The following is a 26398-nucleotide window of genomic DNA, read 5'->3' on the forward strand; positions in this document are numbered from 1 at the left end:
ATCCCATGTTACGGGATGTTATGATTTAATGTGCAACATTCATGGTCTGTAAGGGGCAAAAATGGCATTATGCGCCCCTTGCGACAAAACTGGCATCGACCAGGTTCAGGTAGAAAGGTTATCAATGAGCTGGATTGAACGAATTAAAAGCAATATAACCCCCACCCGTAAGGCGAGTATTCCTGAAGGTGTATGGACCAAGTGCGACAGCTGCGGGCAGGTGCTGTACCGCGCAGAGCTGGAGCGCAACCTGGAGGTTTGCCCTAAGTGCGATCACCACATGCGTATGTCGGCGCGTAACCGCCTGCATAGCCTGCTGGACGAAGGTTCCCTCGTGGAGCTGGGAAGCGAGCTCGAGCCAAAAGATGTGCTGAAGTTCCGCGATTCGAAAAAGTATAAAGACCGTCTGGCATCAGCCCAGAAAGAGACTGGCGAAAAAGACGCGCTGGTGGTCATGAAAGGCACCCTGCATGAAATGCCGGTTGTTGCCGCAGCTTTCGAATTCTCCTTTATGGGCGGTTCAATGGGCTCTGTCGTCGGCGCGCGCTTTGTCCGTGCGGTTGAACAGGCACTGGAAGATAACTGCCCGCTGATTTGTTTCTCCGCATCCGGCGGCGCGCGTATGCAAGAAGCGCTGATGTCGCTGATGCAGATGGCGAAAACCTCCGCTGCGCTGGCGAAAATGCAGGAGCGCGGCTTGCCGTATATCTCCGTGCTGACCGACCCAACCATGGGCGGCGTCTCGGCGAGCTTTGCTATGTTGGGCGATTTAAACATCGCTGAGCCAAAAGCGTTGATCGGTTTTGCCGGTCCCCGCGTTATTGAACAGACCGTTCGTGAGAAGCTGCCGCCGGGATTCCAGCGCAGTGAGTTCCTGATTGAAAAAGGGGCGATCGATATGATCGTACGCCGCCCGGAAATGCGTCTGAAGCTGGCCAGTATTCTGGCGAAGCTAATGAACCTTCCGGCGCCAAATCCGGAACCCGTTCACGAAGGCGAGGTGGTGCCACCGGAGCCGGATCAGGAACCAGAGGCCTGATAATACAGAGGGCAGGCCTGACGGTGCTGCCCTTTTTTATACGCGTAGTTATCTTAACTCTTGCCGGACATCATGGAAAAACAACCTATTCCTCAGGCCGCGTCGCCCCTGGCTACGTGGCTTTCTTATCTGGAACATCTGCACAGCAAAACAATCGACCTGGGACTGGCGCGCGTCAGCGAGGTGGCTGCGCGGATGGCGGTATTAAAACCTGCGCCGTTTGTGTTCACGGTGGCGGGAACCAACGGCAAAGGAACGACCTGCCGTACCCTGGAATCGGTACTGATGGCGGCGGGCTTCAAAGTGGGTGTTTATAGTTCGCCGCATCTGGTGCGCTATACCGAGCGGGTGCGCGTGCAGGGCGAAGAGCTGTCGGAGCTCGCCCATACGACCTCGTTTGCTGAAATCGAAGCGGCGCGCGGCGAGATTTCTCTGAGTTATTTTGAATTCGGTACGCTTTCCGCGCTGTGGCTGTTTCAGCAGGCGCAACTGGATGTCGTTATTCTTGAAGTGGGCCTCGGCGGTCGCCTGGATGCAACCAATATTGTTGATGCCGACGTGGCGGTGGTCACCAGTATTGCGCTTGACCATACGGACTGGCTGGGACCGGATCGCGAAAGCATCGGCCGCGAGAAGGCCGGTATTTTTCGCGGTGGCAAACCGGCTATCGTCGGCGAACCCGATATGCCACAGACCATAGCCGAAGTTGCGAGCGAAAAGGGCGCGCAACTCCTGCGCCGCGACGTTGACTGGGGCTATGGGGCCGGTGAGCAGAGCTGGTCTTTCAGTGATGAAAACGGCGCACTCACCGACCTGCCGCTGCCACAGGTACCCATGCCGAATGCCGCAACTGCTCTCGCTGCCCTGCGTGCCAGCAAGCTCAAGGTTGACGAGCAGGCGATTCGCGACGGTATTCAAAAGGCGATACTGCCGGGGCGTTTTCAGATAATTAGCGACACCCCGCGAGTCATCCTTGATGTTGCTCATAATCCGCATGCGGCGGCGTATCTCGCCGGGCGTCTCAAAACCTTACCGAAAACGGGGCGCGTGCTGGCGGTTATTGGTATGCTGCATGATAAGGACATCGCCGGTACGCTGGAAAACCTGAAGGCGGAAGTTGACGATTGGTACTGTGCGCCGCTGGAAGGGCCGCGCGGCGCGACGGCAGAGCAACTGCTGGAACATTTACGCGCAGGCAAAGTCTATACCAGCGTTGCGCAGGCCTGGTACGCTGCGATGGCAGATGCCAGACCACAGGATACGGTGCTGGTGTGTGGTTCATTCCACACGGTGGCGCATGTAATGGAAGAGATAGACGCGGGGAGAATCGGTGGCGAGTAAGTTTCAGAACCGTTTAGTCGGGACGATCGTACTGGTGGCTCTGGGGGTTATTATCCTGCCAGGGCTGCTTGATGGTCAGAAAAAACATTATCAGGATGAGTTTGCCGCAATCCCACTGGTACCAAAACCAGGCGATCGCGATGAGCCAGATATGCTACCAGCAGCGACTCAGACGCTGCCTTCGCAGCCTCCGGAAGGGGCCGCCGAAGAGGTGAGAGCTGGGGATGCCGCGGCACCGTCGCTCGATCCTTCGCGGATCCCGGTGAACAATAACAGTTTTGATGTGGTGCAGGAGCCGGTTGTCGCGCCAAAACCACAGCCGCAGCCTAAACCTCAACCGAAGCCGGTGGAGAAGCCGCAACCTCAGCCACCGCAGCAGGTCGCGGTGCAGACACCTGCGCCGAAACCGCAACAGCAGGCTGAAATTCCGGCCCCGACCGGGAAAGCCTATGTTGTGCAGTTAGGCGCGCTGAAGAACGCCGATAAGGTCAACGAGATCGTCGGTAAGCTGCGCGCCGCTGGCTTCAAAGTTTATACGTCGCCTTCGACGCCGGTGCAGGGTAAAATCACCCGTATTCTGGTCGGCCCGGATGCTTCGAAAGATAAGCTGAAGGGGCAACTTGGCGAGCTGAACAAGCTGTCCGGACTTAGCGGTGTAGTCATGGGCTTTAGCCCGAACTAACCCTCTCTTTTTTAATAAAGAAAGGTAGGGCCAGAGCACGGAAACCCCTGTCTGACGCGCCCTGAAGAGGCGAAAGGCAGTATGGCGTTGAATGTTTTTTCAGCGCCATTTTTATTTCTGTAGGGCACGGAAATCCCTACGCAAACGTTTTCTTTTTCTGTTAGAATGCGCCCCGAACCGGACGACAGGGCGTAAAATCGTGGGACGTATATGGTCTGGATTGATTACGCCATAATTGCGGTGATTGGTTTTTCCTCTTTGGTCAGCCTGATCCGCGGCTTTGTTCGTGAAGCTTTATCGCTGGTAACCTGGGGATGCGCTTTCTTTGTTGCCAGTCATTACTACACTTACCTGGCTGTCTGGTTCACGGGCTTTGAAGACGAACTGGTCCGAAATGGGATTGCTATCGCGATACTGTTTATCGCGACGCTTATCGTCGGCGCTATCGTTAACTTTGTGATAGGTCAGCTGGTGGAGAAAACCGGCCTGTCGGGTACCGACAGGGTGTTGGGGATCTGTTTTGGCGCCCTGCGCGGTGTGCTAATCGTCTCTGCGATTCTGTTTTTTCTCGATAGTTTTACCAGTATGGCGAAAAGCGACGACTGGCAAAAGTCTGAGCTTATCCCACAGTTCAGTTTCGTTATCAGATGGTTCTTTGACTATCTGCAGAGCTCGTCAAGTTTCTTGCCCAAAGCATAAGCGTTGGGATGTAGCTTAACGAGGAAAAGACGTATGTGCGGTATTGTCGGTATCGCCGGTGTTATGCCGGTAAACCAGTCGATTTATGACGCGTTAACGGTGCTTCAGCATCGTGGCCAGGATGCCGCAGGCATCATCACCATCGATGCGAACAACTGTTTCCGTTTGCGTAAAGCGAACGGGCTGGTGAGCGATGTGTTTGAAGCTCGCCATATGCAGCGTATGCAAGGCAATATGGGGATCGGTCACGTTCGTTACCCGACGGCTGGCAGCTCCAGCGCCTCCGAGGCTCAGCCTTTCTACGTCAACTCTCCATATGGCATTACGTTGGCGCACAACGGCAATCTGACTAACGCTCACGAGCTACGTCAAAAGCTGTTTGAAGAAAAACGCCGCCACATCAACACCACCTCCGACTCCGAAATCCTGCTCAACATTTTTGCCAGCGAGCTGGATAATTTCCGCCATTATCCGCTGGAAGCAGATAACGTTTTTGCGGCGATTGCCGCCACTAACCGCCAGATTCGCGGCGCTTACGCCTGCGTGGCGATGATTATCGGCCACGGTATGGTCGCCTTCCGCGACCCGAACGGCATCCGTCCGCTGGTGCTGGGTAAGCGTGATATCGGCGATGGCCGCACTGAATATATGGTGGCCTCGGAAAGCGTTGCTCTGGATACTCTGGGCTTTGAGTTCTTACGTGACGTTGCACCTGGCGAAGCGGTGTATATCACCGAAAAAGGCCAGTTGTTCACTCGCCAGTGCGCTGAGAACCCGGTCAGCAATCCGTGCCTGTTCGAATACGTTTACTTCGCGCGTCCGGATTCATTCATCGACAAAATTTCCGTCTACAGCGCCCGTGTGAATATGGGGACTAAGCTGGGGGCGAAAATTGCCCGCGAGTGGGAAGATCTTGATATTGATGTAGTGATTCCGATTCCGGAAACCTCCTGCGATATCGCGCTGGAAATTGCCCGTATCCTCGACAAGCCGTATCGCCAGGGCTTTGTGAAAAACCGCTATGTTGGTCGCACCTTTATCATGCCGGGCCAGCAGCTGCGTCGTAAGTCCGTGCGTCGTAAACTCAACGCCAACCGCGCAGAGTTCCGCGATAAGAACGTGCTGCTGGTCGACGACTCCATCGTTCGTGGCACTACTTCGGAACAGATTATCGAGATGGCGCGCGAAGCCGGGGCGAAGAAAGTGTATCTGGCGTCAGCGGCGCCGGAAATTCGCTTCCCGAACGTGTATGGCATTGATATGCCAACCGCGACTGAGCTGATTGCTCACGGGCGTGAAGTTGACGAGATTCGTCAGATCATCGGTGCAGACGGTTTGATTTTCCAGGATCTGGACGATCTGATTGACGCAGTCCGTGCGGAGAACCCGGATATTCAGCAGTTCGAATGCTCGGTTTTCAACGGTATCTACGTTACCAAAGACGTCGATCAGCAGTATCTGGATTATCTCGATTCCCTGCGTAACGACGATGCGAAAGCGGTTCAGCTGCAAAACGAAGTGGAAAATTTAGAGATGCATAACGAAGGGTAATCTCTTCGCCTGGAAAAGCCCGCGATCGTGAGATCGCGGGCTTTTTGTTTTTAAGCCTCGTCGACCCAAATCCGCATTTCGCCTTCGCCACGGTTGGCCCAGCTAAACCACGGAATAAACGTCAAAGTTTGCTTTTCAACGTTCGCCTGTGGGCTGTCGAAGCTGTACAGCGGTGTGTCCTCTGACGCTGTCTGCATGCGCAAACCCTCCGCCGTAATCAACACTTTTCCTTTCAAAACGCCAGTTCCTGCCATCTCATGAAACTGACTGCCGCGCGGGAGCGAGAGATTATGCAGCTCTGTGCCGTTATCCGCCTCTTCCAGACAATACACCAGCGGCCCGCGTTGAATCGCCACTCTGCCCGCGTTATGGCGCACCAGCGGATTTGCATAGACGCGACGGATAGTCATCGGCAGATGCAGGGTAATGACGTCGCCCTGTTGCCACTGGCGAGTGATATGCAGATAGCCTTTGAGCCGTTCTCCTTGCGCGGTTTCGCCATTGACCAGTACCTGCGGGGCTTCACACCACTCCGGCAGGCGCAGCGCCAGAGTGTGGGCGACGGGCTGTGAATGGGTGAAGGTGATGTTGACCTCTTCATCCCACGGATAGTTACCGCTGATTTTTAGCGCCAGCGGCCGACCGTTAATGGTGAATTGTGCTTCGTTTCCGGCATAGAAATTGATAAACAGCGCATCCTGGCGCGGCGTGAAAAGATAGTGACCAATAGCCACCAGCGTGCGTGCGATGTTCGGCGGGCAGCAGGCGCAACCGAACCAGCGTTGGCGAACTGGCTTAATATGGTCGTATATATGGTTATGCGGGATGCTCTTCGGATGCGTTTCCAGCGGGTTAACGTAAAAGAAGTGCTTACCGTCCAGCGACATTCCGCCGAGTACTGTGTTGTAGAAAGCGCGCTCCATGACATCGGCGTAATGCGCATCGCCTTCCATTTCCAGCATCCGGCGGGCGAACATCATCAGACCGATAGAGGCGCAGCTTTCGCCGTAAGCGGTATCGTTAGGCAGATCGTAGTCGCTGGTAAAGGCTTCGCCGATTCCCTGCGAGCCGATGCCACCGGTAATATACATCCGCCGCTGGACCGTATTGTTCCAGATTCGCAGACAGGTCTGGCGTTTCTCTTCGTCATTTGTCATACGGGCGATATGCGCCAGGCCGGTCATCAGATAGACGGAACGGACTGCGTGGCCGACCGCTTCGCTCTGTTCGGAAAGCGGTTTGTGTGCATGAGTGTACGTTTTGTCTTTTATCATCCCCGGCCAGGCGTCGCCCCAGCCGATCCAGTGCCGGGTGCCGCCGCGTTTTTCAAACTCAATGTCGTAATAGTAAGGCTGCTTACCGCGTTCTTCGACGAAGTAACAGGCCAGCGCCTGATACCGGGGTTCCCGGGTGACTTCGTAAAGGCGCATCAGCGCCAGCTCGATTTCCGGGTGTCCGGGATAGCCGTGCAGTTGGCCTTCGTTGGGACCGAATACTTCATTGATATGGTCGGCGAAACGACAGGAGATTTCCAGGAGACGGCGCTTCCCCGTAGCATTGTAAAAAGCGACAGCCGCTTCAAACAGGTGTCCCGCACAGTAAAGTTCGTGGCATTCCGCGAGGTTAGTCCAGCGCTGCCCCGGTTCTTTAACGGTGTACCAGGTATTCAGATAGCCGTCTGCACACTGGGCTTTCGCCAGAAGCTCGATCACTTCATCAGCGGTTTGTTCAAGGGTTGCGTCAGGCTTCTGGCTCAATGACCAGGCGACAGCTTCCAGCCATTTGGTGACATCGCTATCCTGAAAAACCATACCGTAAAACTGACCATCCTCTAATCCTGCGGCGATGCGGTAGTTGGCCAACGCGTGGCTTGGTTCTGCATCGGGAATGTTGTCATTGAGCGCTTCCCACTGATAAGGAATGACGACATCGCGAATCAGACGCTGGTACTCCCCCAGGAAAGGGTCGGTAACGGTAATTCGGTTCAGGTCGGCTTCAATTACATCGGACTGCTTCATGTTTACCTCAGGAAATTTGGGAATGTCTTTGGTGAAGATCGGTGGAAATGCGGTTCATCATTGGGCCGTTCAGACGACACTTAAGCAGGCATAAGGCCAGCACCAGATGGAAGATTGCCGGTACAACGCTTTGCAGCAGGGTGATGCCCTGAATAGAAGCGGCGGTCTGGTTTTCCAGTCCCGGCTGGTAGGCCACCATAATCAGCAGAATGCTGATTATTCCGCCGGATGAGGCCCATGAGAGTTTGATAAAAAAGAGGTTGAAGGCGAAGTTCATCCCTGAAGAGCGCACGCCATTTTTCCATTCGCCGTAATCATCGGCAAACGCCATGATCGAGAAGTGCAGCGGCAGGGTGAAGCCCAGAACCACGCTATTCAGCGCAATACAGCCCAGCCACAGCATACGGTATTGTGGCCCGGTTGGCAGGAACCACATTGTGATGCCGAAGACCACCAACGCCAGGTTGGTGTAATAGTACAAACGCACCATATCGAAACGGCGAGAGAGGGGATTCACAATCATCGCGCCCGCAATTCCGGAGACGGTCAGGACGCCGAAAAACAGGGACATAAACCCGGCGCTGCCCTGCAGGACGTAAGAGATGAAGTACATATAGCCGCCGCCGCGGATACACAAGATATTCACCAGCAGGAACGACATCACCAGCATAATCAGTAGTTGATCGTTTTTACGCAGCCCGGCGAGGTGCTGGCGGATCGTAAACTGGCCGACCAGCGACAGCGGGACGCGTTCTTTGACCCAGAAAAAACACAGTAAAAACATCACCGCGCCAACTGTACACAGCACGGTCACGCCATACTGGTAGCCTTTAGCCAGATTACCCTGGCCGAAGAATTCAACCATCCACGGCAGTCCGACAGAGACCAGGAAGCCGGCGATACCGCTTAAGACAAAGCGCCATGACTGGCAGGACATCACCTGATCGTGACGGTTGGTGACGGCGTTAATCAGCGCGCAGTAAGGGACATTGTTGGCGGTGTAGCCAATGGAGAGCAGGAAGTAGGTACCGAAGGCCCAGGCGATTTTCATGTTCGGGCTCATGTCCGGCACGGTAAATGTCAGGATCCCGATAACCGCGAGCGGAACGGCAGTCCACAGTTGCCATGGACGAAAGCGTCCCCAGCGGCTGCGGGTCCTGTCAGCGATCACCCCCATTATTGGGTCGGAAATCGCATCGAAAATTCTCAGGGAGAAAAACATCGCACCGACGATGGCGGGACTCAGGCCAAACACATCGGTGTAGAAAAAAAGCAGAAAGCCGCTGATCAAATCCGAGATGCAGTGTCCACCAGCATCTCCCAGACCATAGCCTATTTTTTCGCGGGTTGAGAGCGTTTCTCCCGCATCAACTATCTGCACATCGGTATCCAGATTATCGGCAGTAGCCATAACCAATCCTTATTTGCCTTAGCAATGGTGATGATTCAACAAGTTATTACGACGTATCTCTGGTTATTTTTAGTAAATGTAAAACGATGGCGAGCATAGATCTGAACATGGTTATGCGTACATTCCTGACGTTTTGTCTTGTGATTGCGATCTTTATTTTTACTAGAAATAAATTTTTAATGTTGATCTTTATCACATTTTAAAGAGTGCAAAGTATGTGGTTTGTCTGTGAGACATCCTGAAATGATGCCGCCCGGTAAGAAGGTTCAACCTTATTTTTAGCGCTGAGATACGCATAATCAGGCAGAGCGATTTCAGCCTGATGACTTGTGAGGTGGGATGACAAACCTGAGTTTTTGTTTAGTAAAAATAAAAATATTCAGATTGTTAATCGTCATCCGCTGCGTGATATCCTTAGCGGCATGCTTCATACATTCGCCCGATGAGATACAAGGGCGTTGATGGTGATGGCAAAGTACGTACACGACGAGGCTGAACTGGAGAGCAGGCGCTATACCCGTCATACTTCAAGTTGCATGTGCATTGGCTTTACTCGGCCTTTGGCCTCGCCCCTTCGGGGGCAGCGCAAGCGCTGTTCAAACTGGCTACGCCAGTTTGTCCTCGCTCACCCCAGTCACTTACTTCAGTAAGTTCCCGGGGATTCACTGCGTCGCCGCCTTCCTGCAACTCGAATTATTTAGGGTATAAAAGGACAATCAGCATAAATCCCGCATGACAGGTGAAAACGAACGGAATGGCAAAGAAAACCAGAATTAAAGATATTGCGACCGCCTGCGGCGTGTCTATTGCCGCGGTGTCCAGGGCGTTGAAGGGGCAACCGGGGCTCAGTGAAGAGACGCGTCAGCGGATTTTGTCGATAGCGGAAGCAGAAGGTTATGATTTTAGCCGCTTGCGCAGCGGGCGTATCAAGCGCCTGCTTTTTCTGCTGCACCGGGAACACAATATCGCCAGCGCGCTGCCGTTCTATTCGACCGTGATGCTCGGCGTCGCTGATGCCTGTCGAGAAAACGAAATTGCCATGAGCTTCCAGCCCATTGGCCCTGGAGACTCGGTAAGCGAGCTGATTAATCTGCACCAGCCTGATGCACTGATTTGTGCGGGTTATCTGGAAGCTGAGGTGTTAGCTGAACTGCGTAAAACCGCGTTACCCGTTGCCCTTGTGGATCTGTGGGCGGCAGATTTTCCTTGCGTGAATCCGGATAACTATCATGGTGGTTTTGTCGCCACCCGCCACCTGCTTGAGCAGGGAAGAAAACGTATTGCTTTTCTTGGTCATTCGCAGCGCCATTACAGTATTCGCCAGCGTGTTGAAGGCTATCAGCAAGCGCTGTTTGACGCCGGAATTTCGCTGCCTGCTGATTATAAGGTCGAGGTACCGCCGGTTAAGGAGATTGAGCAGGCGCTGGTGGAGGGGATGGAGAGCCTGCTGGCGTTGCCGCAGCCGCCAGATGCTATCTTTGCTTATAACGATATGGCGGCGCTGGTGGCCATGCGGGTCTGCGCACGTAAGGGGATTAAGGTACCGGAAGAGGTGGCAATTGTCGGTTTTGACGATATCGACGCCGCGGCCTGGGCATATCCGCCATTAACCACGGTAGCCATTGATAAGCGCGAGCTTGGGCGCGATGCGTTCCGTCTTTTGCTGAGCGATGAAGGTGAGAGAAACCTGTTGTTGCCGGTGCGGCTGGTGGTTCGCGAAAGTTCGTTGCGGTTGCGTCCGGAGCTATAATCCGGCAAAGTCTGCGCCATTCAGCGGAAGGGGCAAATATCGTGAAACGACTGATTATTGGTATTTCTGGCGCCAGTGGCGCAATTTACGGCGTGCGGCTGCTCCAGATTTTACGTGATGTTCCCGATGTAGAAACGCACCTGATTTTGAGTCAGGCCGCGCGCCAGACCCTGGCGCTGGAGACGGACTTCTCTTTGCGCGAGGTGCAGGCGTTAGCTGACGTGGTTCACGATGCCCGTGATATCGCCGCCAGCATCTCTTCCGGCTCTTTTAAAACCGCCGGGATGGTGATTCTGCCGTGCTCAATGAAAACCCTTTCCGGCATTGTTCATAGCTATACCGATGGTCTGTTGACCAGAGCCGCGGACGTGGCGCTCAAAGAGCGGCGCCCTCTGGTGCTGTGCGTGCGGGAAACGCCGTTCCACTTGGGCCATCTGCGTTTGCTGGTGCAGGCGGCGGAAATGGGCGCGGTGATTATGCCGCCGGTGCCGGCGTTCTATCATCGTCCGCAAACCCTCGATGATGTGATTAACCAGACGGTCAATCGCGTTATCGATCAGTTCGATATCTCTCTTCCTGAAGACCTCTTTACCCGCTGGCAGGGCGCGTAGGGCGCACTAACATAGTGCGCTTTATTCACAATTGCGCTCCTGCAGTGCAATTTTGTCGCCTCGATCAAATCCTCAACATTTAATTTGTTTTTTTGCGCTCCGGCACTGCGGTTTATCCGTTATTGCTGGTATCTTCGCTTTTAAGACAATCCTGCAACTTTTATTTAACAAATTTAACGCCATTTCCAGCACGCACTGAGAAAATGGCATAAAACGTGCACTATAAAACGAGCAAGAGTTGTTGGCAGTACCAATAACAAGACAACGCATCGCATAACAACATCACGACACTTAAGGGTAACCTATGAAGAAGACGGTCCTGGCTCTCTCTTTAATGATGGGAATTTGCAGCGCTTCCAGCGCATTCGCCGCGCTGCCGCAAAGTATTCGTATTGGCACTGATGCCACCTACGCGCCTTTCTCATCGAAGGATGCGAAAGGGGATTTCGTCGGCTTTGACATCGATTTGGGCAATGAGCTTTGTTCACGTATCAACGTGAAATGTACCTGGGTAGGCAGCGATTTCGACGCTCTGATCCCTTCGCTGAAGGCGAAGAAGATCGACGCAATTATCTCTTCTTTGTCGATTACCGAAAAGCGTCAGCAGGAGATAGCCTTCTCTGACAAGCTCTACGCGGCGGATTCCCGTTTGATCGCCGCTAAGGGGTCACCGATTCAACCAACGCTGGAATCTCTCAAAGGCAAGCATGTCGGCGTATTACAGGGCTCCACTCAGGAAGGCTACGGTAATGAGCGCTGGCGCAGCCATGGCGTAGATGTTGTTGCTTATCAGAACCAGGATTTGATTTACTCCGACCTCGCAGCAGGCCGTCTGGACGCCGCATTACAGGATGAAGTGGCCGCCAGCGAAGGCTTCCTCAAACAACCTGCTGGTAAAGATTTTGCTTTTGCTGGCCCTTCCGTTAAAGACAAAAAATTCTTTGGTGATGGTACCGGTATCGGCCTGCGTAAGGACGATAGCGAGCTGAAAGCCGCTTTTGATAAAGCGCTGGCTGAAGTTCGTAAAGATGGCACCTACGATAAGATGGCGAAAAAATACTTCGATTTTAACGTGTACGGCGACTAATACGCCCGCTGGCCCGGAATCCCGGGCCACTCGTATCTATTGCTGCCCATTATTGGTGCAATCACGCTTTTAGTGGATCAATCTGGTGCAATAAAGGACTCGCTTTGCGATAGAAAGTGCATAGTTAAGCGTTTCTGATGCGAAAAAATTTGCTTTCCGGCGCAGAATGTTTTGCCTTACCGGGGCGAATAATGGCACGATAACTGCCGTAAGTATTTCTAATAAACCCGTTAGAATGACAGTCTGTTGAGGATAGTTATGAAAAAACTGGCGTTGTCTCTTTCCTTAGCGCTGGCCCTTTCCAGCGTTTCCACGGCGTTCGCAGCAATTCCGCAAAAAGTCCGTATCGGTACCGACCCTACTTATGCCCCGTTTGAATCGAAGAATGCACAGGGTGAATTGATTGGTTTTGATATCGATCTGGCAAAAGAGCTGTGTAAGCGCATCAATACGCAATGTACCTTCATTGAGAACCCGTTGGACGCGCTGATCCCATCTTTAAAAGCGAAGAAGATTGATGCCATTATGTCCTCGCTTTCGATCACCGAAAAACGTCAGCAGGAAATCGCTTTCACCGACAAACTCTATGCTGCCGATTCTCGCCTGGTGGTGAAAAAAGGTAGCGATGTTACGCCTGACCTCGCGAAGCTGAAAGGCAAACGCGTCGGTGTTCTGCAAGGAACTACGCAAGAAACCTACGGCAATGAACACTGGGCGCCGAAAGGAATTGAAATTGTCTCCTATCAGGGCCAGGACAATATCTATTCTGACCTGACTGCTGGACGTATTGATGCCGCGTTCCAGGATGAAGTTGCCGCTAGCGAAGGTTTCCTCAAACAGCCTATTGGCAAAGATTATCAGTTTGGCGGTCCGTCGATTAAAGACGAGAAGCTGTTTGGCGTCGGCACCGGTATGGGGCTGCGTAAAGATGATAACGAACTGCGTGAAGCGCTGAATAAAGCCTTTGCCGAGATGCGCAAAGACGGCACCTACGACAAGCTGGCGAAGAAATATTTTGATTTTAACGTGTACGGCGATTAACCATTTCGCGTACCCCATCGCGCGTAATTTGGCGCGCGATGGTTGATGACAGACAGGGCAGACAGCATGCTGTACGGGTTTTCACAGGTTATTTTTCAGGGCGCGCTGGTCACCCTCGAGCTGGCATTAAGCTCCGTTGTTCTGGCGGTGCTTATCGGTCTGGTCGGAGCCGGAGCCAAGCTTTCCAGCAATCGTCCGCTGGCGCTGATTTTTGAAGGCTATACCACTTTAATCCGCGGTGTGCCCGATCTGGTGCTTATGCTGCTGATTTTCTATGGACTGCAGATAGCGCTCAATAGCGTGACCGATGCACTCGGTCTGGCGCAGTTTGATATCGACCCAATGGTGGCGGGGATTATCACGCTGGGCTTTATCTATGGTGCCTATTTCACCGAAACTTTTCGCGGCGCTTTTCTGGCCGTACCGAAAGGGCATATCGAAGCGGCCACCGCTTTCGGATTCAGCGGCGGGCAGACTTTTCGCCGGATCCTGTTCCCGGCGATGATGCGCTATGCGCTGCCAGGAATAGGCAACAACTGGCAGGTGATACTCAAAGCGACAGCACTGGTCTCGCTACTGGGGTTGGAGGATGTGGTCAAGGCAACCCAGTTGGCAGGCAAAAGCACCTGGGAACCCTTTTACTTTGCCATCGTCTGCGGCCTGATTTATCTCGTATTTACAACGGTTTCCAATGGTGTGCTGCTGATGCTCGAACGCCGTTATTCTGTAGGCGTGAAGAGGGCTGACCTGTGATTGAAATTATTCAGGAGTACTGGAAATCCCTGCTGTGGACTGACGGCTACCGCTTTACCGGGGTGGCGATTACGCTCTGGTTGCTGATTTCGTCAGTGGTGATGGGTGGCATTCTGGCGGTTTTCCTCGCCATTGGTCGCGTCTCAAGCAATAAATATATTCAGTTCCCCATCTGGCTGTTTACCTACATTTTTCGCGGTACGCCGCTGTACGTCCAACTGCTGGTGTTCTATTCCGGGATGTATACGCTGGAAGTTGTCAAAGGTACCGAACTGCTAAACGCCTTCTTCCGTAGCGGCCTGAACTGTACGGTGCTGGCGCTGACGCTGAATACTTGCGCCTATACCACGGAGATTTTCGCCGGAGCGATTCGTTCGGTTCCTGCCGGGGAGATTGAAGCGGCGCGAGCGTACGGTTTTTCATCGGTCAAAATGTATCGCTGCATTATTTTGCCTTCCGCGCTGCGTATTGCTCTGCCTGCTTACAGCAACGAAGTGATTTTGATGTTGCACTCCACCGCGCTGGCTTTTACCGCGACGGTGCCGGACCTGCTGAAAATCGCCCGTGATATTAACTCGGCGACCTACCAGCCGTTTACTGCTTTTGGCATTGCCGCAGTACTGTATCTCATTATCTCGTATGTGCTGATTAGCTTGTTCCGCAGGGCGGAAAAGCGCTGGCTGCAGCATATCAAACCTTCTTCAACGCACTGAGAACGCCATGTCCGACAATAAATTAAACGTTATCGATCTCCATAAACGTTACGGCGAACACGAGGTGCTGAAAGGCGTCTCGCTGCGGGCGAAAGCCGGAGACGTTATCAGCATCATCGGTTCATCAGGTTCCGGCAAAAGTACCTTTTTGCGCTGCATTAACTTCCTTGAAAAGCCCAGTGAAGGCACGATTGTTGTTAACGGGCAGAATATTGGCTTGGTTCGTGATAAAGACGGCCAGCTCAAGGTCTCTGATAAAAACCAACTCCGCCTGTTGCGTACTCGCCTGACCATGGTGTTTCAGCACTTCAACCTGTGGAGCCATATGACGGTACTGGAAAACGTCATGGAAGCGCCGATTCAGGTTCTGGGGCTGAGCAAACAGGAAGCGCGCGATCGGGCAGTGAAATACCTGGCGAAAGTGGGTATTGATGAGCGCCAGCAGATTAAATACCCGGTCCACCTATCCGGTGGTCAGCAGCAGCGTGTATCCATCGCCCGCGCGTTGGCAATGGAGCCTGATGTGTTGCTATTTGATGAACCAACGTCGGCGCTTGACCCGGAGCTGGTGGGCGAAGTGCTGCGTATCATGCAGCAACTGGCGGAAGAGGGTAAAACCATGGTTGTGGTGACGCATGAGATGGGCTTTGCCCGCCATGTTTCCTCGCACGTGATCTTCCTCCATCAGGGTAAAATTGAAGAAGAAGGGCACCCTGACGAAGTCTTCGGTAATCCGAAAAGCCAGCGCCTGCAGCAGTTCCTGAAAGGTTCCTTGAAGTAGTTTTTCGTTTTGTTCCGGCGGGATATTTTCCGCCGGGATGACTAACGCTCCAGCCGATATATCCAGTCATCGTAATCCACTCCGTTCAGGTGGTAGACTTTTTCGAGAACCTGAATGCGGATAAACCCCTGATTTTCCAGCAGGCGGGAAGACCCCGCGTTAGTGCCCAACACCCACGCATTAATCGCCTGAACGCCGAGCTGGTTAAACCCGTAATCGCAAATGGCTTGTAGCGCTTCGCGGGCGTACCCCTTTCCCTGCGCTTCGGGGAGGAGGGCATAACCCACGTCTGCTTCATGCGGATTTTTACTGCTGATACGCAGGCCGATATCACCCATCGCCGTGCCGCTGGCATCGCGCAGCACGAAGACGCCAGTATCTGCGCAGCGAGCCTCAAACAGCGTACGTAGCGCCGGTTCTTCAAGGATCTCACCCATAAAACGCATCACTTCCGGATCTTGCCGCAGACGCAGAAAAAAAGGCCAGTCGGATGAGTTAAATGGAGAAAGAAGTAAGCGCGGAGTGGTGAGCGTTATCATAAAACAGGCCATAGCGGTGGAGAGTCTGTTCACCTTAACACCACAACGAACTGAATTATATGACGGTGTTATCCGATGTTTAACGAATCAACCCGGTGTTTTTCAAGCCCTTGAAGGTAGTGAAGGACGGTTTCGCTCTCCCGCGTAGCTCGCAATTGGAGTGCCAGATTCAGGTTATCCAGAACCTCAGCGTGGGCAACCAGCGGCGAGTCTTCGGGGATTCTGTTTTCCGTTACCAGCCAACCAACAATGGTTTTCCAGCGCCACAAAGGGGAATTGCCCTTAACGCGCTGCACCGGACCAGGAAACTGACCTGAACCTCTCGCGCCATCTTTCAGCAGGGCGATTGCCTGTCGTGTCAGGCCGGTGAGTTCGGCAATATCGCTTAAACCTACCAGGGCGGAATCAACGGATTCAACCCGGGCGTTGAGGGAGGGCGCGGATTCGATATCTGCAATGGCTGACAGGATAGCCTGTTCAAGAGAGTCGCTTTCGCGATCGAAATCCAGATAGACTGCGGTACCGTAAAAGCAGACCAGGGCATCAGCGCAGCCCGCCGCATGCAGCGAATCTTCCAGACCCACGGTATGCACGGTAACGCCAGAAAGCGTGAGGGTAAAATTATACAGCGCCATAATTTAGTCCTTCTTGTGGTTAATCTGAGCCGATAAAGGCACCTGACAGCGGTCGACCATTCTAATAATCTGCCGGGCGTGGTTAATGGGGACTGCAGGCGTTGACCAGATACTCATCATATGTTCCCGATGCCGGGCCGTCCCGCACATTAGCCTTCCAAAACAGTGGGCGCTTTTACCGCCAGCGATAAAAACCCAACCCCTTGTGAGCGCATAGTCAATGGCTGCTCTGATATGTTTATCCGGATGTTCCTTCATCACTATGTCCTGGTTATTTTGAATATGATGTTGACGGATGTCAACGTGTAATGATGCAAAATTGCACACCAGGGGGTTATGACAGAGTGGAAAGATAATCACTGGAAGCAGATTCACAATTAAGAGGGGACTTAGTGGGTGGGTTTTGATTGTTGCGAGGCGGGTTCCATGGCAGGGAGACCGGCAGGATCTCCCAGCGGCAAAATAGCCCTGAACTATCCCAGTACGTCGGCCAGAGCTTCTTCCAGGTCATACCAACGAAAACCAAATCCGGCGGCTTCCAGGCGCTTCGGCAGCGCTCGCTGGCCGCCGAGTACCAGCACCGATGATTCGCCCATCAGCAGGCGAATAGCCGCCGCCGGAACGCGGAAAATCGCCGGGCGATTCAACGCATGACCCAGCGCGTGAGAAAACTGTTCGTTGCGCACCGGGTAAGGGGAAACCATATTAAACGGGCCGCGCAGGTCGTTATCCAGCAGCCACAGAATACCGTTAACCATATCGTCGATATGGATCCATGCCAGGTACTGTCTACCGCTGCCGATAGGGCCGCCGAGGCCGAGCTTAAAGGCAGGCGTCATTTTGGCCAGAATACCGCCTCGTGGTGCCAGCACCACGCCGGTGCGCAGCAGGCAGACGCGGGTATGTTCGCTTTGCGCCTCGCAAGCGATCTGCTCCCAGCGGGCGCAAAGTTTGTGGGTGAATTCGTTATGCGGCGGCTCTTCTTCGGTGACGACGACTTCGCCAAGGTCACCGTAGTAACCGGCTGCGGAACCGCTAATCAGCGCTGACGGTGGAGCGTCGCTGGCGTTGATCAGTGTGACCAGCTTTTGGGTGATATCCCAACGGCTGTGGCAGAGGCGCTGTTTCTGCTCTGCCGTCCAGCGTTTATCGGCGATGGGTTCGCCGGCCAGATTAATCACGGCATCAAAGCCGTTAAGGTTTGTCTGACCCTCGAAATCGCGCCACAGGGTGACGCGAGAATCGAGTCGGGATTTGGCCTTTTCCGGGCTGCGTGTTGAAACCGTTACGCTATGCCCAAGCTCCAGCAGCCGGGGTATCAGATGTCGGCCAATCAGACCGGTGCCACCAGTAAGCAGAATCTTCATACAGCCCCCTTATCTGCGTTTACCGCCGCCAGCTCATGGTCATGGATACCGAATCGGCGTAGCGCAGCGCATGCAGTTTATCGATCTCTACTTCAGCATATGTGACCCAGTGATGTTCGCGTGCGATGTCGAGCACATCCTGAGTTAATTTTTCCAGCAGAGAGAAACGGTTATTTTCGATATGGCTAATGATGCGCTTGGTGATAGTGCGGTAGTTCAGCGCATCGTTAATATCTTCACTGTTACGTGATTGATCCGCCGGGTAGTGTATAGCGACGTTAACCACCACATCCTGGCGGTTGGCGATCTCTTCCTCTTTAATACCAATAAAAGTACGCAGGCGCAGGTTCTTAATTCGAATAATGGCGTCTGGTTGAGACATTGCAGGTTTCCTCCGTATAGTAATTTCCGCAATCATACATCAAAGCATCCCGGGCGAGCAGGGGGTTAATTCGCTTGTATTTTTCGTAATGCCTCAACGGTGGCAGGGCGCTGGTGAATACGCTCAAACCAGTTACATACCGCGGGGAAATTGACAAGATCCACGCGCTGACGCTGATGGGCATTAACCCATGGCCAGCAGGCGATGTCGGCGATGCTGTAGTGGTTTCCACCCAGCCAGGGACTCTGCTCAAGACGTCGGTTCAATACACCATACAGACGTTGCGTTTCTACCTGATAGCGCTCAATAGCGTAGGGAACAGCCTGCGGGGCAAAATGGTTAAAATGATGATTTTGCCCGAGCATCGGGCCTAAACCGCCGACCTGCCAGAACAGCCACTGTAGCGTAACGTGGCGTTCGCGCAGTTCCCCACTAAGCAATTTGCCTGTTTTTTCCGCCAGATAAAGCAGGATCTCGCCGGATTCAAACAGGCTCAACGGCGAGCCGCCGTCAACAGGAGCGTGGTCGACGATCGCCGGGATCTTGTTATTCGGGGAGATGGCGAGAAATTGTGGATGAAACTGTTCACCTTTGCCAATATCGACCCGCATCATGCGCCAGGCCAGCCCTGCTTCTTCGAGGAAGATTGTAATTTTGTGGCCATTGGGGGTGGGTGCATAGTAAAGATCGATCATGAAGTCTCCCGCCGTCACAGGTCGCACACTTTTTTCGAGTATAGGTGAACTGACGCGATTCGGTATAAGTATGCAAAATCCTCATGGCGGCGCTCAGTGACATCCCTTGAAAGACAAGATATGTTGGCTTATCGCCCCCATTACATTAGCCATTGAGGATGCCATGAGCCAGCCTGCTATTACCCTGTGGTCCGATTCTGATTTTTTCTCGCCGTATGTGATGTCCGTGTATGTTGCCCTGCAGGAAAAGAGCCTGCCTTTTACCCTTAAAACCGTCAATCTCGACAGCGGCGAGCATCTGCAAAGCAACTGGAAAGGCTATTCTGCTACCCGCCGCGTGCCGCTTCTGGAGGTCGATGATTTCTCCCTGAGCGAATCTTCGGCGATTACCGAATATCTGGACGAACGCTTTGCGCCGCCGGAGTGGGAACGTCTCTATCCCCATGATCTGCAAAAGCGCGCGCGGGCGCGTCAGTTGCAGGCCTGGCTGCGCAGCGATTTGATGCCGATTCGCGAAGAGCGTTCGACGATCGTAGTGTTTGCCGGAGCAAAGAAACCGGCGCTCAGCGAAGCCGGGCAGCAAAGCGCCGCGAAACTGTTTGAAACCGCCGGGGCGCTACTGGCGCAGGGCGGCCAGAATCTGTTTGGCGAGTGGTCCATTGCCGATACCGATCTCGCGTTGATGCTCAATCGACTGGTACTCAATGGCGATGAGGTACCAGTGGCGCTGGTGGAGTACGCCACCTTCCAGTGGCAGCGGGCGTCGGTTCAGCGCTACGTCGCACTGTCGGCTAAACGCGCGGGCTGATAAGCCTCAGCGGTTCCGTTATCATAGGCGCATCGTAATGCGTGGAGATGGAATAGTATGAAGCTGATGTTTGCATCGGATATCCACGGCTCTCTGCCCGCAACTGATCGCGTACTTGAACTGTTCGCGCAAAGTGGGGCACAGTGGCTGGTGATCCTTGGTGATGTGCTCAATCACGGGCCGCGTAACGCGCTACCCGAAGGTTATGCCCCTGCTCAGGTTGCGGATAAGCTGAATAGCGTGGCGGAGCGGGTGATTGCCGTGCGTGGCAATTGCGACAGCGAAGTTGACCAGATGCTGCTTCATTTCCCCATTACCGCTCCCTGGCAGCAGGTTTTAAGCGATCGCTTGCGCCTGTTTCTGACCCACGGACATCTGTATAGCCCCGATAATTTACCTCCGCTCGCCGCTGGCGATGTGCTGGCTTATGGTCATACTCATATTCCGGTTGCTGAGAAACGCGGTGAGATTTTTCTCTTCAACCCCGGCTCGGTCAGCATTCCCAAAGGGGGATTTTCCCCCAGCTACGGCCTTCTGGATGAGGGGCGATTGCAGGTTTTAGCACTCGATGATCATCAGGTTATTGCAGAGGTCGCAATTTACCCGTAATTTACCCCACAACCGTATAGACGCGCCGCGAGAGCGCTTTAAAAAGTAAGGTTTCCTGATGGCGGAACAGAACGATTTGGCAAGCACAGAATGGGTCGATATTGTTAATGAAAACAATGAGGTGATAGCACAATCCAGCCGCGAACAAATGCGTGCGGAGTGTCTGCGTCATCGGGCGACCTACATTGTTGTTCATGATGGGATGGGCAAAATCCTCGTGCAGCGCCGTACCGAAACCAAGGATTTCCATCCGGGAATGCTGGATGCCACCGCTGGTGGCGTGGTGCAGGCGGATGAGCAAATGTTGGAGTCCGCGCGCCGCGAAGCGGAAGAAGAGCTCGGCATCGCCGGTGTCCCCTTTGCCGATCACGGACAGTTCTACTACGAAGATAAACACTGCCGCGTCTGGGGTGGCCTGTTTAGCTGCGTATCGCACGGACCTTTCGCCCTGCAAGAAGAGGAAGTGAGTGAAGTGTGCTGGCTGACGCCAGTGGAGATCACTGCACGCTGCGACGAGTTCACGCCGGATTCATTGAAAGCGCTGGCTCTATGGATGACCCGTAATGCTAATAATGAGTCATCGAAAGCTGAAAAACAGGAAGAGGCGGAGTAGCCGCCTAACAGCTATCCCGCAGGCATAAGCTGGAGGTGATGGGCTTTCTGTCGCTCCAGCTCCCCTCATTCAGGCGCTCCAGCAGCGCACGTCCGGCCTCAATGCCAATCTTGTGGTGCGGCACCGCCATCGTGGTTAACGGCGGTTGGCAAACCCGACTGACATCGCTATCTCCAAAGCCAACGACGGCTAAATCGTCAGGAACTTTAATACGCCGACGCTGGCATTCATACAGTGCGCCGCATGCCAGTTCATCGGAAACGCAAACCAGCGCATCCAGTTCCGGCCAGGCCAGTAAAAACTCAGGCAGTTGTGAAGCGCCGGTGGAAAAATTGGGTGGCAGTGCGGCGTTAATCACCCGATTGGGGGACATATGGTGGCGCAGCATCGCTTTATACCAGCCTTGCAAATGCTGCTGAAAAATCCACTGCTCCTGGTTGGCGCACAGTAGACCAATATTCTGGTAGCCGCGGTGGATGAGCATCTCCGTGAGTTCGAACATCGCTGCGACGTTATCAATACCGATATTCATGTCGAGGGGGTCGGCGCGCATCGCACCCATTTCCATCACCGGAATTGAGGCGTTCTTCAGCCAATGGCGTACAGTATCGCTATGCTCAACGCTAAGCAGGATGGCGGCGGCGATATTGGAAGCCAACAGGGTTTCCAGCAGTTTCTCTTCCTGCTCCAACCGGTGCAGTGACTCCGCCAGCATGATTTGATAGCCCGCAGGCTGTAAGACTTGCTGAAGTCCGGCGAACATTGCTGAACATCCCGACTCAGCAAGATTTGGCACCACCATCGCTATTGTTCTTGAAGAGGCTGAAGCCAGCGCGCTGGCGGCAAGGTTGGGCATATATCCCAGTTCCTGCACTGCCGCTTCAATTTTTTCACGCAGTTTATCGGAAACCTGCTCCGGCGTGCGCAGAGCACGGGAAACGGTCATCGTGCCCACACCAGCAAGCTGAGCAACATCGGCGATCGTCACTTTGCCGGTACTACGCCGTTTTCGGGTTAGAGACATACACATTCCTGTTGAACAGACGCTTTTTATCATCATCCATCACTTCACGTGTTTGGCAGTATACGCCTTAAATGCCTACTTTTTTTGCGTTTTCACATGATGATGATGAATTGATAGCGCTATCACAAATCTGAATGTTATCTGTTGGTAGCGCTATCTTTGTGATCGTTCTCGCAGTTAACTATTGGTAGCTTGAATAAAGTTTGCTCATCTTTTGCTGATAACGAGGGACAAGATGCTTAAAACATGGATCTCTGATGCAACCATTACGCTCCAGCAGGAAGTAGAAACCTGGCCGCAGGCGCTGGATATCTGCGCCAGGCCGTTGCTTGAATTCGGCGTCATCGCGCCTGAGTATGTGATGGAGATCGCTGAGCAACACCATAAACTGGGGCCGTATTATGTGCTGGCTCCGGGGTTGGCAATGCCGCATGCGCGGCCGGAAGATGGGGCGAAGGGCTTAGGTTTATCGCTACTGAAGCTGGAACAGGGCGTGTCATTTGGTTCTGAAGAGTTCGACCCGGTTGATATTATTATTATGCTTGCGGCACCGGATAAGCACAGCCACATCGAAATGATCTCCGCGCTGGCGGAATTATTTTCCAGTGATGAAGATATGGAAAAATTACATCAGGCGAAAACCCTGGAGGAGATAAAAACAATAATTGCACGATTCTGAGTTAATTCGATAATCCGATTTATAACCCATTACGCGCTAGCGTGATGCAGACGAACTCTACCCAAAAAAGGTGATAATAATGAAAATCATGGCAATTTGTGGTTCAGGCCTGGGCAGTAGTTTTATGGTTGAGATGAATATTAAAAAAGTGCTTAAAAAACTTGAAATAGAAGCTGAAGTGGAGCACTCCGATCTCTCATCGGCAACGCCGGGCGCGGCAGATTTATTTGTGATGGCAAAAGATATTGCCGCCAGCGCCAGCGTGCCGGAAAGCCAGCTGGTGGTGATCACCAACATCATCGACATTAATGAACTCGAAGCGCAACTGCGCGCGTGGTTCGCCAAACAATAACTCTTTATAGCGAGGCGGATATGTTTATCCTTGAAACGCTGAATTTTGTTGTTGATATTCTCAAGGTACCCTCAGTTCTGGTCGGGTTAATTGCGCTAATTGGTCTGGTAGCGCAAAAAAAATCTTTTTCCGATGTCGTGAAAGGAACGATAAAAACTATTCTGGGATTTATCGTTCTGGGTGGTGGTGCGACGGTATTAGTTGGCTCGCTTAATCCGCTAGGGGGAATGTTTGAGCATGCCTTTAATATTCAGGGGATTATTCCTAATAACGAGGCGATTGTTTCTATTGCTCTGGAAAAATATGGTGCTTCAACCGCGCTGATTATGGCATTTGGGATGGTGGCAAATATTCTGGTCGCGCGCTTTACGCGTCTGAAATACATCTTCCTGACCGGGCATCACACCTTCTATATGGCCTGTATGATCGGCGTGATCCTCACCGTGGCGGGCTTCGAAGGCGTCGGACTCGTGTTTACCGGCTCGCTGATTCTCGGACTGGTGATGGCGTTCTTCCCGGCGCTGGCGCAGCGCTATATGAAGCGGATTACCGGTACCGATGATATCGCTTTCGGCCACTTCGGCACGCTGGGCTATGTGCTCTCAGGCTGGATTGGCAGCGTCTGCGGCAAAGGCTCTCGCTCGACCGAAGAGATGAATCTGCCGAAGAACCTGAGCTTCCTGCGCGACAGCTCCATCTCCATTTCGCTGACCATGATGATTATCTATTTGATCATGGCGGTGAGTGCGGGGCGTGAGTATGTTGAAAGCACCTACAGCGGCGGCCAGAACTATCTGGTGTACGCCATCATTATGGCGATTACCTTCGCCGCCGGGGTGTTCATCATCCTGCAAGGGGTTCGTCTGATTCTGGCGGAAATTGTACCGGCTTTTACCGGCTTCTCGGAAAAGCTGGTGCCAAATGCGCGCCCTGCGCTGGACTGTCCGGTTGTTTACCCCTACGCGCCCAATGCCGTGCTGATTGGTTTCCTGTTTAGCTTCCTCGGTGGTCTGGTCGGGTTATTCCTCTGCGGGCAGTTTAAGTGGGTACTGATTTTGCCGGGCGTGGTGCCGCACTTCTTTACCGGTGCGACTGCCGGGGTGTTCGGCAATGCTACCGGTGGTCGTCGTGGAGCAATGATCGGTGCTTTTGCCAACGGTCTGCTGATCACCTTCCTGCCAGTGCTGCTGCTTCCGGTGCTGGGGGCGATTGGTTTTGCCAACACGACTTTCTCTGATGCGGACTTTGGCGCGGTAGGGATTGTGCTCGGTAACCTGGCGCGCTACCTGTCACCGATGGCAATTACGGGTCTTGTCGTGGCGTTGTTCGCACTGCTGGTGGCCTACAACATTTTTGCGAAAAAGAAATCTGCGGGCGGTAGCGCGCAGGAGAACAGCGGAGCCAAATCATGAATGTGAAAGAAGTGACCCAACTGGCGCGAGACATTCGCGTCGCCACCTTAAAATCGCTGACGAATCTGGGTTTTGGTCACTATGGCGGCAGTATGTCGGTGGTGGAAACGCTGGCGGTGTTATATGGCGCGGTAATGAAAATCGACCCCGCCGATCCGGACTGGCCGGAGCGCGATTACTTTGTACTGTCGAAAGGTCATGCGGGCCCGGCGTTATACAGCACGTTAGCCATCAAGGGCTATTTCCCATTGGAAGAGCTAAGCACGCTCAACCATAACGGTACGCGACTGCCCAGCCACCCGGACAGGCTGAAAACGCGCGGCGTCGATGCCACGACCGGATCGCTGGGGCAGGGGATTTCTATCGCTGGCGGCATGGCGTTGTCGCATAAGCTGGCGGGGCGCGCGAATCGCGTGTTCTGCATCGTCGGCGACGGCGAGCTGAATGAAGGCCAGTGCTGGGAAGCGTTCCAGTTTATCGCCCACCATCGGCTGAATAATCTGACGGTGTTTGTTGACTGGAACAAGTTACAGCTGGACGGCACGCTGGACGAAATTATCTGCGCTTTCAATCTGGAAGATAAATTCCGCGCCTTTGGTTTTGATGTCGTCACGGTGAAAGGTGATGACATTTCCGGACTGCTGGCGGCGGTTCAGCCGCACCCACCTGCGGATGCACGTCCGCGAGTGGTGATCCTCGACAGCATTAAAGGGCAGGGCGTGCCGTACCTCGAGCAGCTCAGTAATAACCACCACCTGCGTCTGACGGATGAGATGAAAGAGGCGCTGAACGAGACGATTCGCCAACTGGAGGCCGCACATGATTAAGGTTGCACCCGCAGGACAAAAAGATAGTGTGGAGATGCGCAAGGTCTACGCCAGATTCATCACACAAGAGATTGAAGCGGGCAGCCCGATTATTGCCCTGGAAGCTGACTTGATGAGCTCAATGGCGATGGACGGTGTGGCGCGGGAGTATCCGCAGCATGTGATCAACTGCGGCATTATGGAAGCTAACGTGATTGGCACCGCTGCCGGGCTGGCGTTGACCGGACGCAAGCCATTTGTTCATACCTTTACCGCCTTCGCCAGCCGTCGCTGCTTTGACCAACTGTTTATGTCGCTGGATTATCAGCGCAATAACGTCAAAGTGATCGCCTCGGATGCCGGTATTACCGCCTGCCATAATGGCGGAACCCACATGTCGTTTGAGGATATGGGCATTGTGCGTGGCCTGGCGCACTCGGTGGTGCTGGAGGTGACCGATGCAGTAATGTTCGACGATATCCTGCGCCAGCTTATCGATCTCGACGGTTTCTACTGGGTGCGCACGATCCGTAAACAGGCGCCAAGCGTGTATGCGGCGGGCTCAACATTTACCATCGGCAAGGGTAACGTGCTGCGCGAAGGTGAGGATATCACACTGATCGCCAACGGCATTATGGTTGCAGAAGCGCTGGAGGCGGCGCGCCAGCTCGAACAGGAAGGGGTCAGCGCGGCAGTGATTGATATGTTTACCTTGAAGCCTATCGATCGCATGCTGGTGAAAAACTATGCTGAAAAAACTGGGCGTATCGTCACCTGTGAAAACCACAGTATTCATAATGGCCTGGGATCGGCGGTGGCGGAGGTATTGGTGGAAACCTGTCCGGTACCGATGCGTCGCGTGGGAGTGAAAGAACGCTATGGTCAGGTGGGAACGCAGGACTTTTTGCAGAAGGAGTATGGCCTGACGGCGCATGATATTGTCTCGGCGGCGCGAGAGCTGCTGTAAATAAAAAGGCGACCAAACGGTCGCCTTTTTTCA

29 protein-coding genes and 1 pseudogene are annotated in these 26398 nt (G+C 53.5%); 20 read left to right on the forward strand and 10 right to left on the reverse strand.

Annotated elements, in window-relative coordinates; all coding sequences use genetic code 11:
- Positions 1-124 precede the first annotated feature (124 nt).
- The 5 genes from accD to purF all read left to right on the forward strand — a co-directional run bounded on the left by accD (position 125) and on the right by purF (position 5312).
- The gene (accD, locus tag HV213_RS09150) at positions 125-1039 is read left to right on the forward strand and encodes an acetyl-CoA carboxylase, carboxyltransferase subunit beta (RefSeq protein ID WP_110272247.1); all 915 of its coding nucleotides are present in this window, start codon (positions 125-127) and stop codon (positions 1037-1039) included.
- 72 nt (positions 1040-1111) lie between these two features.
- Entirely contained in the window at positions 1112-2380 is a 1269-nt protein-coding gene (gene folC / locus HV213_RS09155; RefSeq protein ID WP_181485453.1) for a bifunctional tetrahydrofolate synthase/dihydrofolate synthase, read from the forward strand.
- Entirely contained in the window at positions 2370-3062 is a 693-nt protein-coding gene (gene dedD / locus HV213_RS09160; protein WP_110272249.1) for a cell division protein DedD, read from the forward strand. Before folC ends, dedD begins: the two co-directional genes overlap by 11 nt.
- Positions 3063-3272: 210 nt before the next feature.
- Positions 3273-3761 (forward strand): colicin V production protein, encoded by a 489-nt coding sequence (gene cvpA / locus HV213_RS09165; RefSeq protein WP_110272250.1) that lies wholly within the window; start codon positions 3273-3275, stop codon positions 3759-3761.
- 33 nt (positions 3762-3794) lie between these two features.
- Positions 3795-5312 carry an amidophosphoribosyltransferase gene (purF, locus tag HV213_RS09170; protein WP_110272251.1) on the forward strand — a complete coding sequence of 506 codons (1518 nt, stop codon included), beginning with the start codon at positions 3795-3797 and terminating at the stop codon, positions 5310-5312.
- 50 nt (positions 5313-5362) lie between these two features.
- Here purF and HV213_RS09175 read toward each other — a convergent pair whose 3' ends face one another.
- A complete protein-coding gene (locus HV213_RS09175; protein WP_181485454.1) occupies positions 5363-7330 on the reverse strand; it encodes a glycoside hydrolase family 127 protein in 1968 nt (655 codons plus the stop codon).
- A gap of 7 nt (positions 7331-7337) precedes the next feature.
- Positions 7338-8741, reverse strand: coding sequence for an MFS transporter (locus HV213_RS09180; protein ID WP_181485455.1), 1404 nt, complete (start codon positions 8739-8741; stop codon positions 7338-7340).
- Between the two features lie 754 nt (positions 8742-9495).
- Between HV213_RS09180 and HV213_RS09185 the strand changes: the two genes are divergently transcribed.
- Entirely contained in the window at positions 9496-10491 is a 996-nt protein-coding gene (locus tag HV213_RS09185; RefSeq protein WP_181485456.1) for a LacI family DNA-binding transcriptional regulator, read from the forward strand.
- A 41-nt stretch (positions 10492-10532) separates the two neighbouring features.
- The gene (locus HV213_RS09190) at positions 10533-11102 is read left to right on the forward strand and encodes a UbiX family flavin prenyltransferase (protein ID WP_181485457.1); all 570 of its coding nucleotides are present in this window, start codon (positions 10533-10535) and stop codon (positions 11100-11102) included.
- Between the two features lie 112 nt (positions 11103-11214).
- On the opposite strand, the pseudogene HV213_RS33230 reads toward HV213_RS09190, so the two are convergent.
- A pseudogene (locus tag HV213_RS33230) lies at positions 11215-11307 on the reverse strand (hypothetical protein).
- A 99-nt stretch (positions 11308-11406) separates the two neighbouring features.
- Here HV213_RS33230 and argT point away from each other — a divergent pair.
- From argT to hisP, 5 genes are all read left to right on the forward strand, one after another.
- A complete protein-coding gene (gene argT, locus HV213_RS09195) occupies positions 11407-12189 on the forward strand; it encodes a lysine/arginine/ornithine ABC transporter substrate-binding protein ArgT (RefSeq protein WP_110272253.1) in 783 nt (260 codons plus the stop codon).
- 258 nt (positions 12190-12447) lie between these two features.
- A complete protein-coding gene (hisJ, locus tag HV213_RS09200) occupies positions 12448-13230 on the forward strand; it encodes a histidine ABC transporter substrate-binding protein HisJ (RefSeq protein ID WP_181485458.1) in 783 nt (260 codons plus the stop codon).
- A 66-nt stretch (positions 13231-13296) separates the two neighbouring features.
- Positions 13297-13983 (forward strand): histidine ABC transporter permease HisQ, encoded by a 687-nt coding sequence (locus tag HV213_RS09205; protein WP_181485459.1) that lies wholly within the window; start codon positions 13297-13299, stop codon positions 13981-13983.
- The gene (gene hisM, locus HV213_RS09210) at positions 13980-14696 is read left to right on the forward strand and encodes a histidine ABC transporter permease HisM (RefSeq protein ID WP_112212967.1); all 717 of its coding nucleotides are present in this window, start codon (positions 13980-13982) and stop codon (positions 14694-14696) included. The genes HV213_RS09205 and hisM overlap by 4 nt, the downstream gene beginning before the upstream one ends.
- 7 nt (positions 14697-14703) lie before the next feature.
- A complete protein-coding gene (gene hisP / locus HV213_RS09215; RefSeq protein WP_004852881.1) occupies positions 14704-15477 on the forward strand; it encodes a histidine ABC transporter ATP-binding protein HisP in 774 nt (257 codons plus the stop codon).
- A gap of 41 nt (positions 15478-15518) precedes the next feature.
- Here the strand turns inward: hisP and HV213_RS09220 are convergent, their stop codons facing one another.
- From HV213_RS09220 to yfcG, 6 genes are all read right to left on the reverse strand, one after another.
- On the reverse strand, positions 15519-16016 hold the full coding sequence (locus HV213_RS09220; protein WP_181486370.1) for a GNAT family N-acetyltransferase: 498 nt from the start codon (positions 16014-16016) through the stop codon (positions 15519-15521).
- Positions 16017-16084: 68 nt separating this feature from the next.
- Positions 16085-16651, reverse strand: a complete 567-nt coding sequence (locus HV213_RS09225; protein WP_181485460.1) for a DNA-binding protein — start codon at positions 16649-16651, stop codon at positions 16085-16087.
- 3 nt (positions 16652-16654) lie between these two features.
- Positions 16655-16909: a hypothetical protein gene (locus HV213_RS33555; protein ID WP_181485461.1), complete on the reverse strand. Its 255-nt coding sequence runs from the start codon at positions 16907-16909 to the stop codon at positions 16655-16657.
- 215 nt (positions 16910-17124) lie between these two features.
- On the reverse strand, positions 17125-18018 hold the full coding sequence (locus tag HV213_RS09235) for a TIGR01777 family oxidoreductase (RefSeq protein ID WP_181485462.1): 894 nt from the start codon (positions 18016-18018) through the stop codon (positions 17125-17127).
- A gap of 19 nt (positions 18019-18037) precedes the next feature.
- Positions 18038-18400, reverse strand: a complete 363-nt coding sequence (gene folX / locus HV213_RS09240; RefSeq protein WP_181485463.1) for a dihydroneopterin triphosphate 2'-epimerase — start codon at positions 18398-18400, stop codon at positions 18038-18040.
- 65 nt (positions 18401-18465) lie between these two features.
- Positions 18466-19095, reverse strand: coding sequence for a GSH-dependent disulfide bond oxidoreductase (yfcG, locus tag HV213_RS09245; protein WP_181485464.1), 630 nt, complete (start codon positions 19093-19095; stop codon positions 18466-18468).
- 163 nt (positions 19096-19258) lie between these two features.
- On the opposite strand from yfcG, the gene yfcF reads away from it, so the two are divergent.
- Genes yfcF through yfcD form a run of 3 tightly spaced genes read left to right on the forward strand, consistent with a single transcriptional unit; the run spans position 19259 to position 21125 of the window.
- Positions 19259-19903: a glutathione transferase gene (yfcF, locus tag HV213_RS09250; protein WP_181485465.1), complete on the forward strand. Its 645-nt coding sequence runs from the start codon at positions 19259-19261 to the stop codon at positions 19901-19903.
- A gap of 57 nt (positions 19904-19960) precedes the next feature.
- Positions 19961-20512: a phosphodiesterase gene (gene yfcE, locus HV213_RS09255; RefSeq protein ID WP_181485466.1), complete on the forward strand. Its 552-nt coding sequence runs from the start codon at positions 19961-19963 to the stop codon at positions 20510-20512.
- A 58-nt stretch (positions 20513-20570) separates the two neighbouring features.
- Positions 20571-21125: an NUDIX hydrolase YfcD gene (gene yfcD, locus HV213_RS09260; protein WP_110272263.1), complete on the forward strand. Its 555-nt coding sequence runs from the start codon at positions 20571-20573 to the stop codon at positions 21123-21125.
- Positions 21126-21129: 4 nt separating this feature from the next.
- Here yfcD and HV213_RS09265 read toward each other — a convergent pair whose 3' ends face one another.
- Entirely contained in the window at positions 21130-22149 is a 1020-nt protein-coding gene (locus HV213_RS09265; protein WP_181485467.1) for a LacI family DNA-binding transcriptional regulator, read from the reverse strand.
- A gap of 235 nt (positions 22150-22384) precedes the next feature.
- On the opposite strand from HV213_RS09265, the gene HV213_RS09270 reads away from it, so the two are divergent.
- From HV213_RS09270 to HV213_RS09290, 5 genes are all read left to right on the forward strand, one after another.
- Positions 22385-22828 carry a PTS sugar transporter subunit IIA gene (locus HV213_RS09270; protein WP_181485468.1) on the forward strand — a complete coding sequence of 148 codons (444 nt, stop codon included), beginning with the start codon at positions 22385-22387 and terminating at the stop codon, positions 22826-22828.
- A gap of 79 nt (positions 22829-22907) precedes the next feature.
- Positions 22908-23180 carry a PTS sugar transporter subunit IIB gene (locus HV213_RS09275; RefSeq protein WP_041146575.1) on the forward strand — a complete coding sequence of 91 codons (273 nt, stop codon included), beginning with the start codon at positions 22908-22910 and terminating at the stop codon, positions 23178-23180.
- A gap of 20 nt (positions 23181-23200) precedes the next feature.
- Complete coding sequence (locus HV213_RS09280; RefSeq protein ID WP_181485469.1) at positions 23201-24592, forward strand: PTS ascorbate transporter subunit IIC; 1392 nt, start codon at positions 23201-23203, stop codon at positions 24590-24592.
- Positions 24589-25419, forward strand: coding sequence for a transketolase (locus tag HV213_RS09285; protein WP_181485470.1), 831 nt, complete (start codon positions 24589-24591; stop codon positions 25417-25419). Before HV213_RS09280 ends, HV213_RS09285 begins: the two co-directional genes overlap by 4 nt.
- Entirely contained in the window at positions 25412-26365 is a 954-nt protein-coding gene (locus tag HV213_RS09290) for a transketolase family protein (RefSeq protein WP_181485471.1), read from the forward strand. Before HV213_RS09285 ends, HV213_RS09290 begins: the two co-directional genes overlap by 8 nt.
- Positions 26366-26398 lie beyond the last annotated feature (33 nt).

Origin of the sequence: Klebsiella sp. RHBSTW-00484, assembly GCF_013705725.1 — a bacterium.
GTDB lineage: Bacteria > Pseudomonadota > Gammaproteobacteria > Enterobacterales > Enterobacteriaceae > Klebsiella.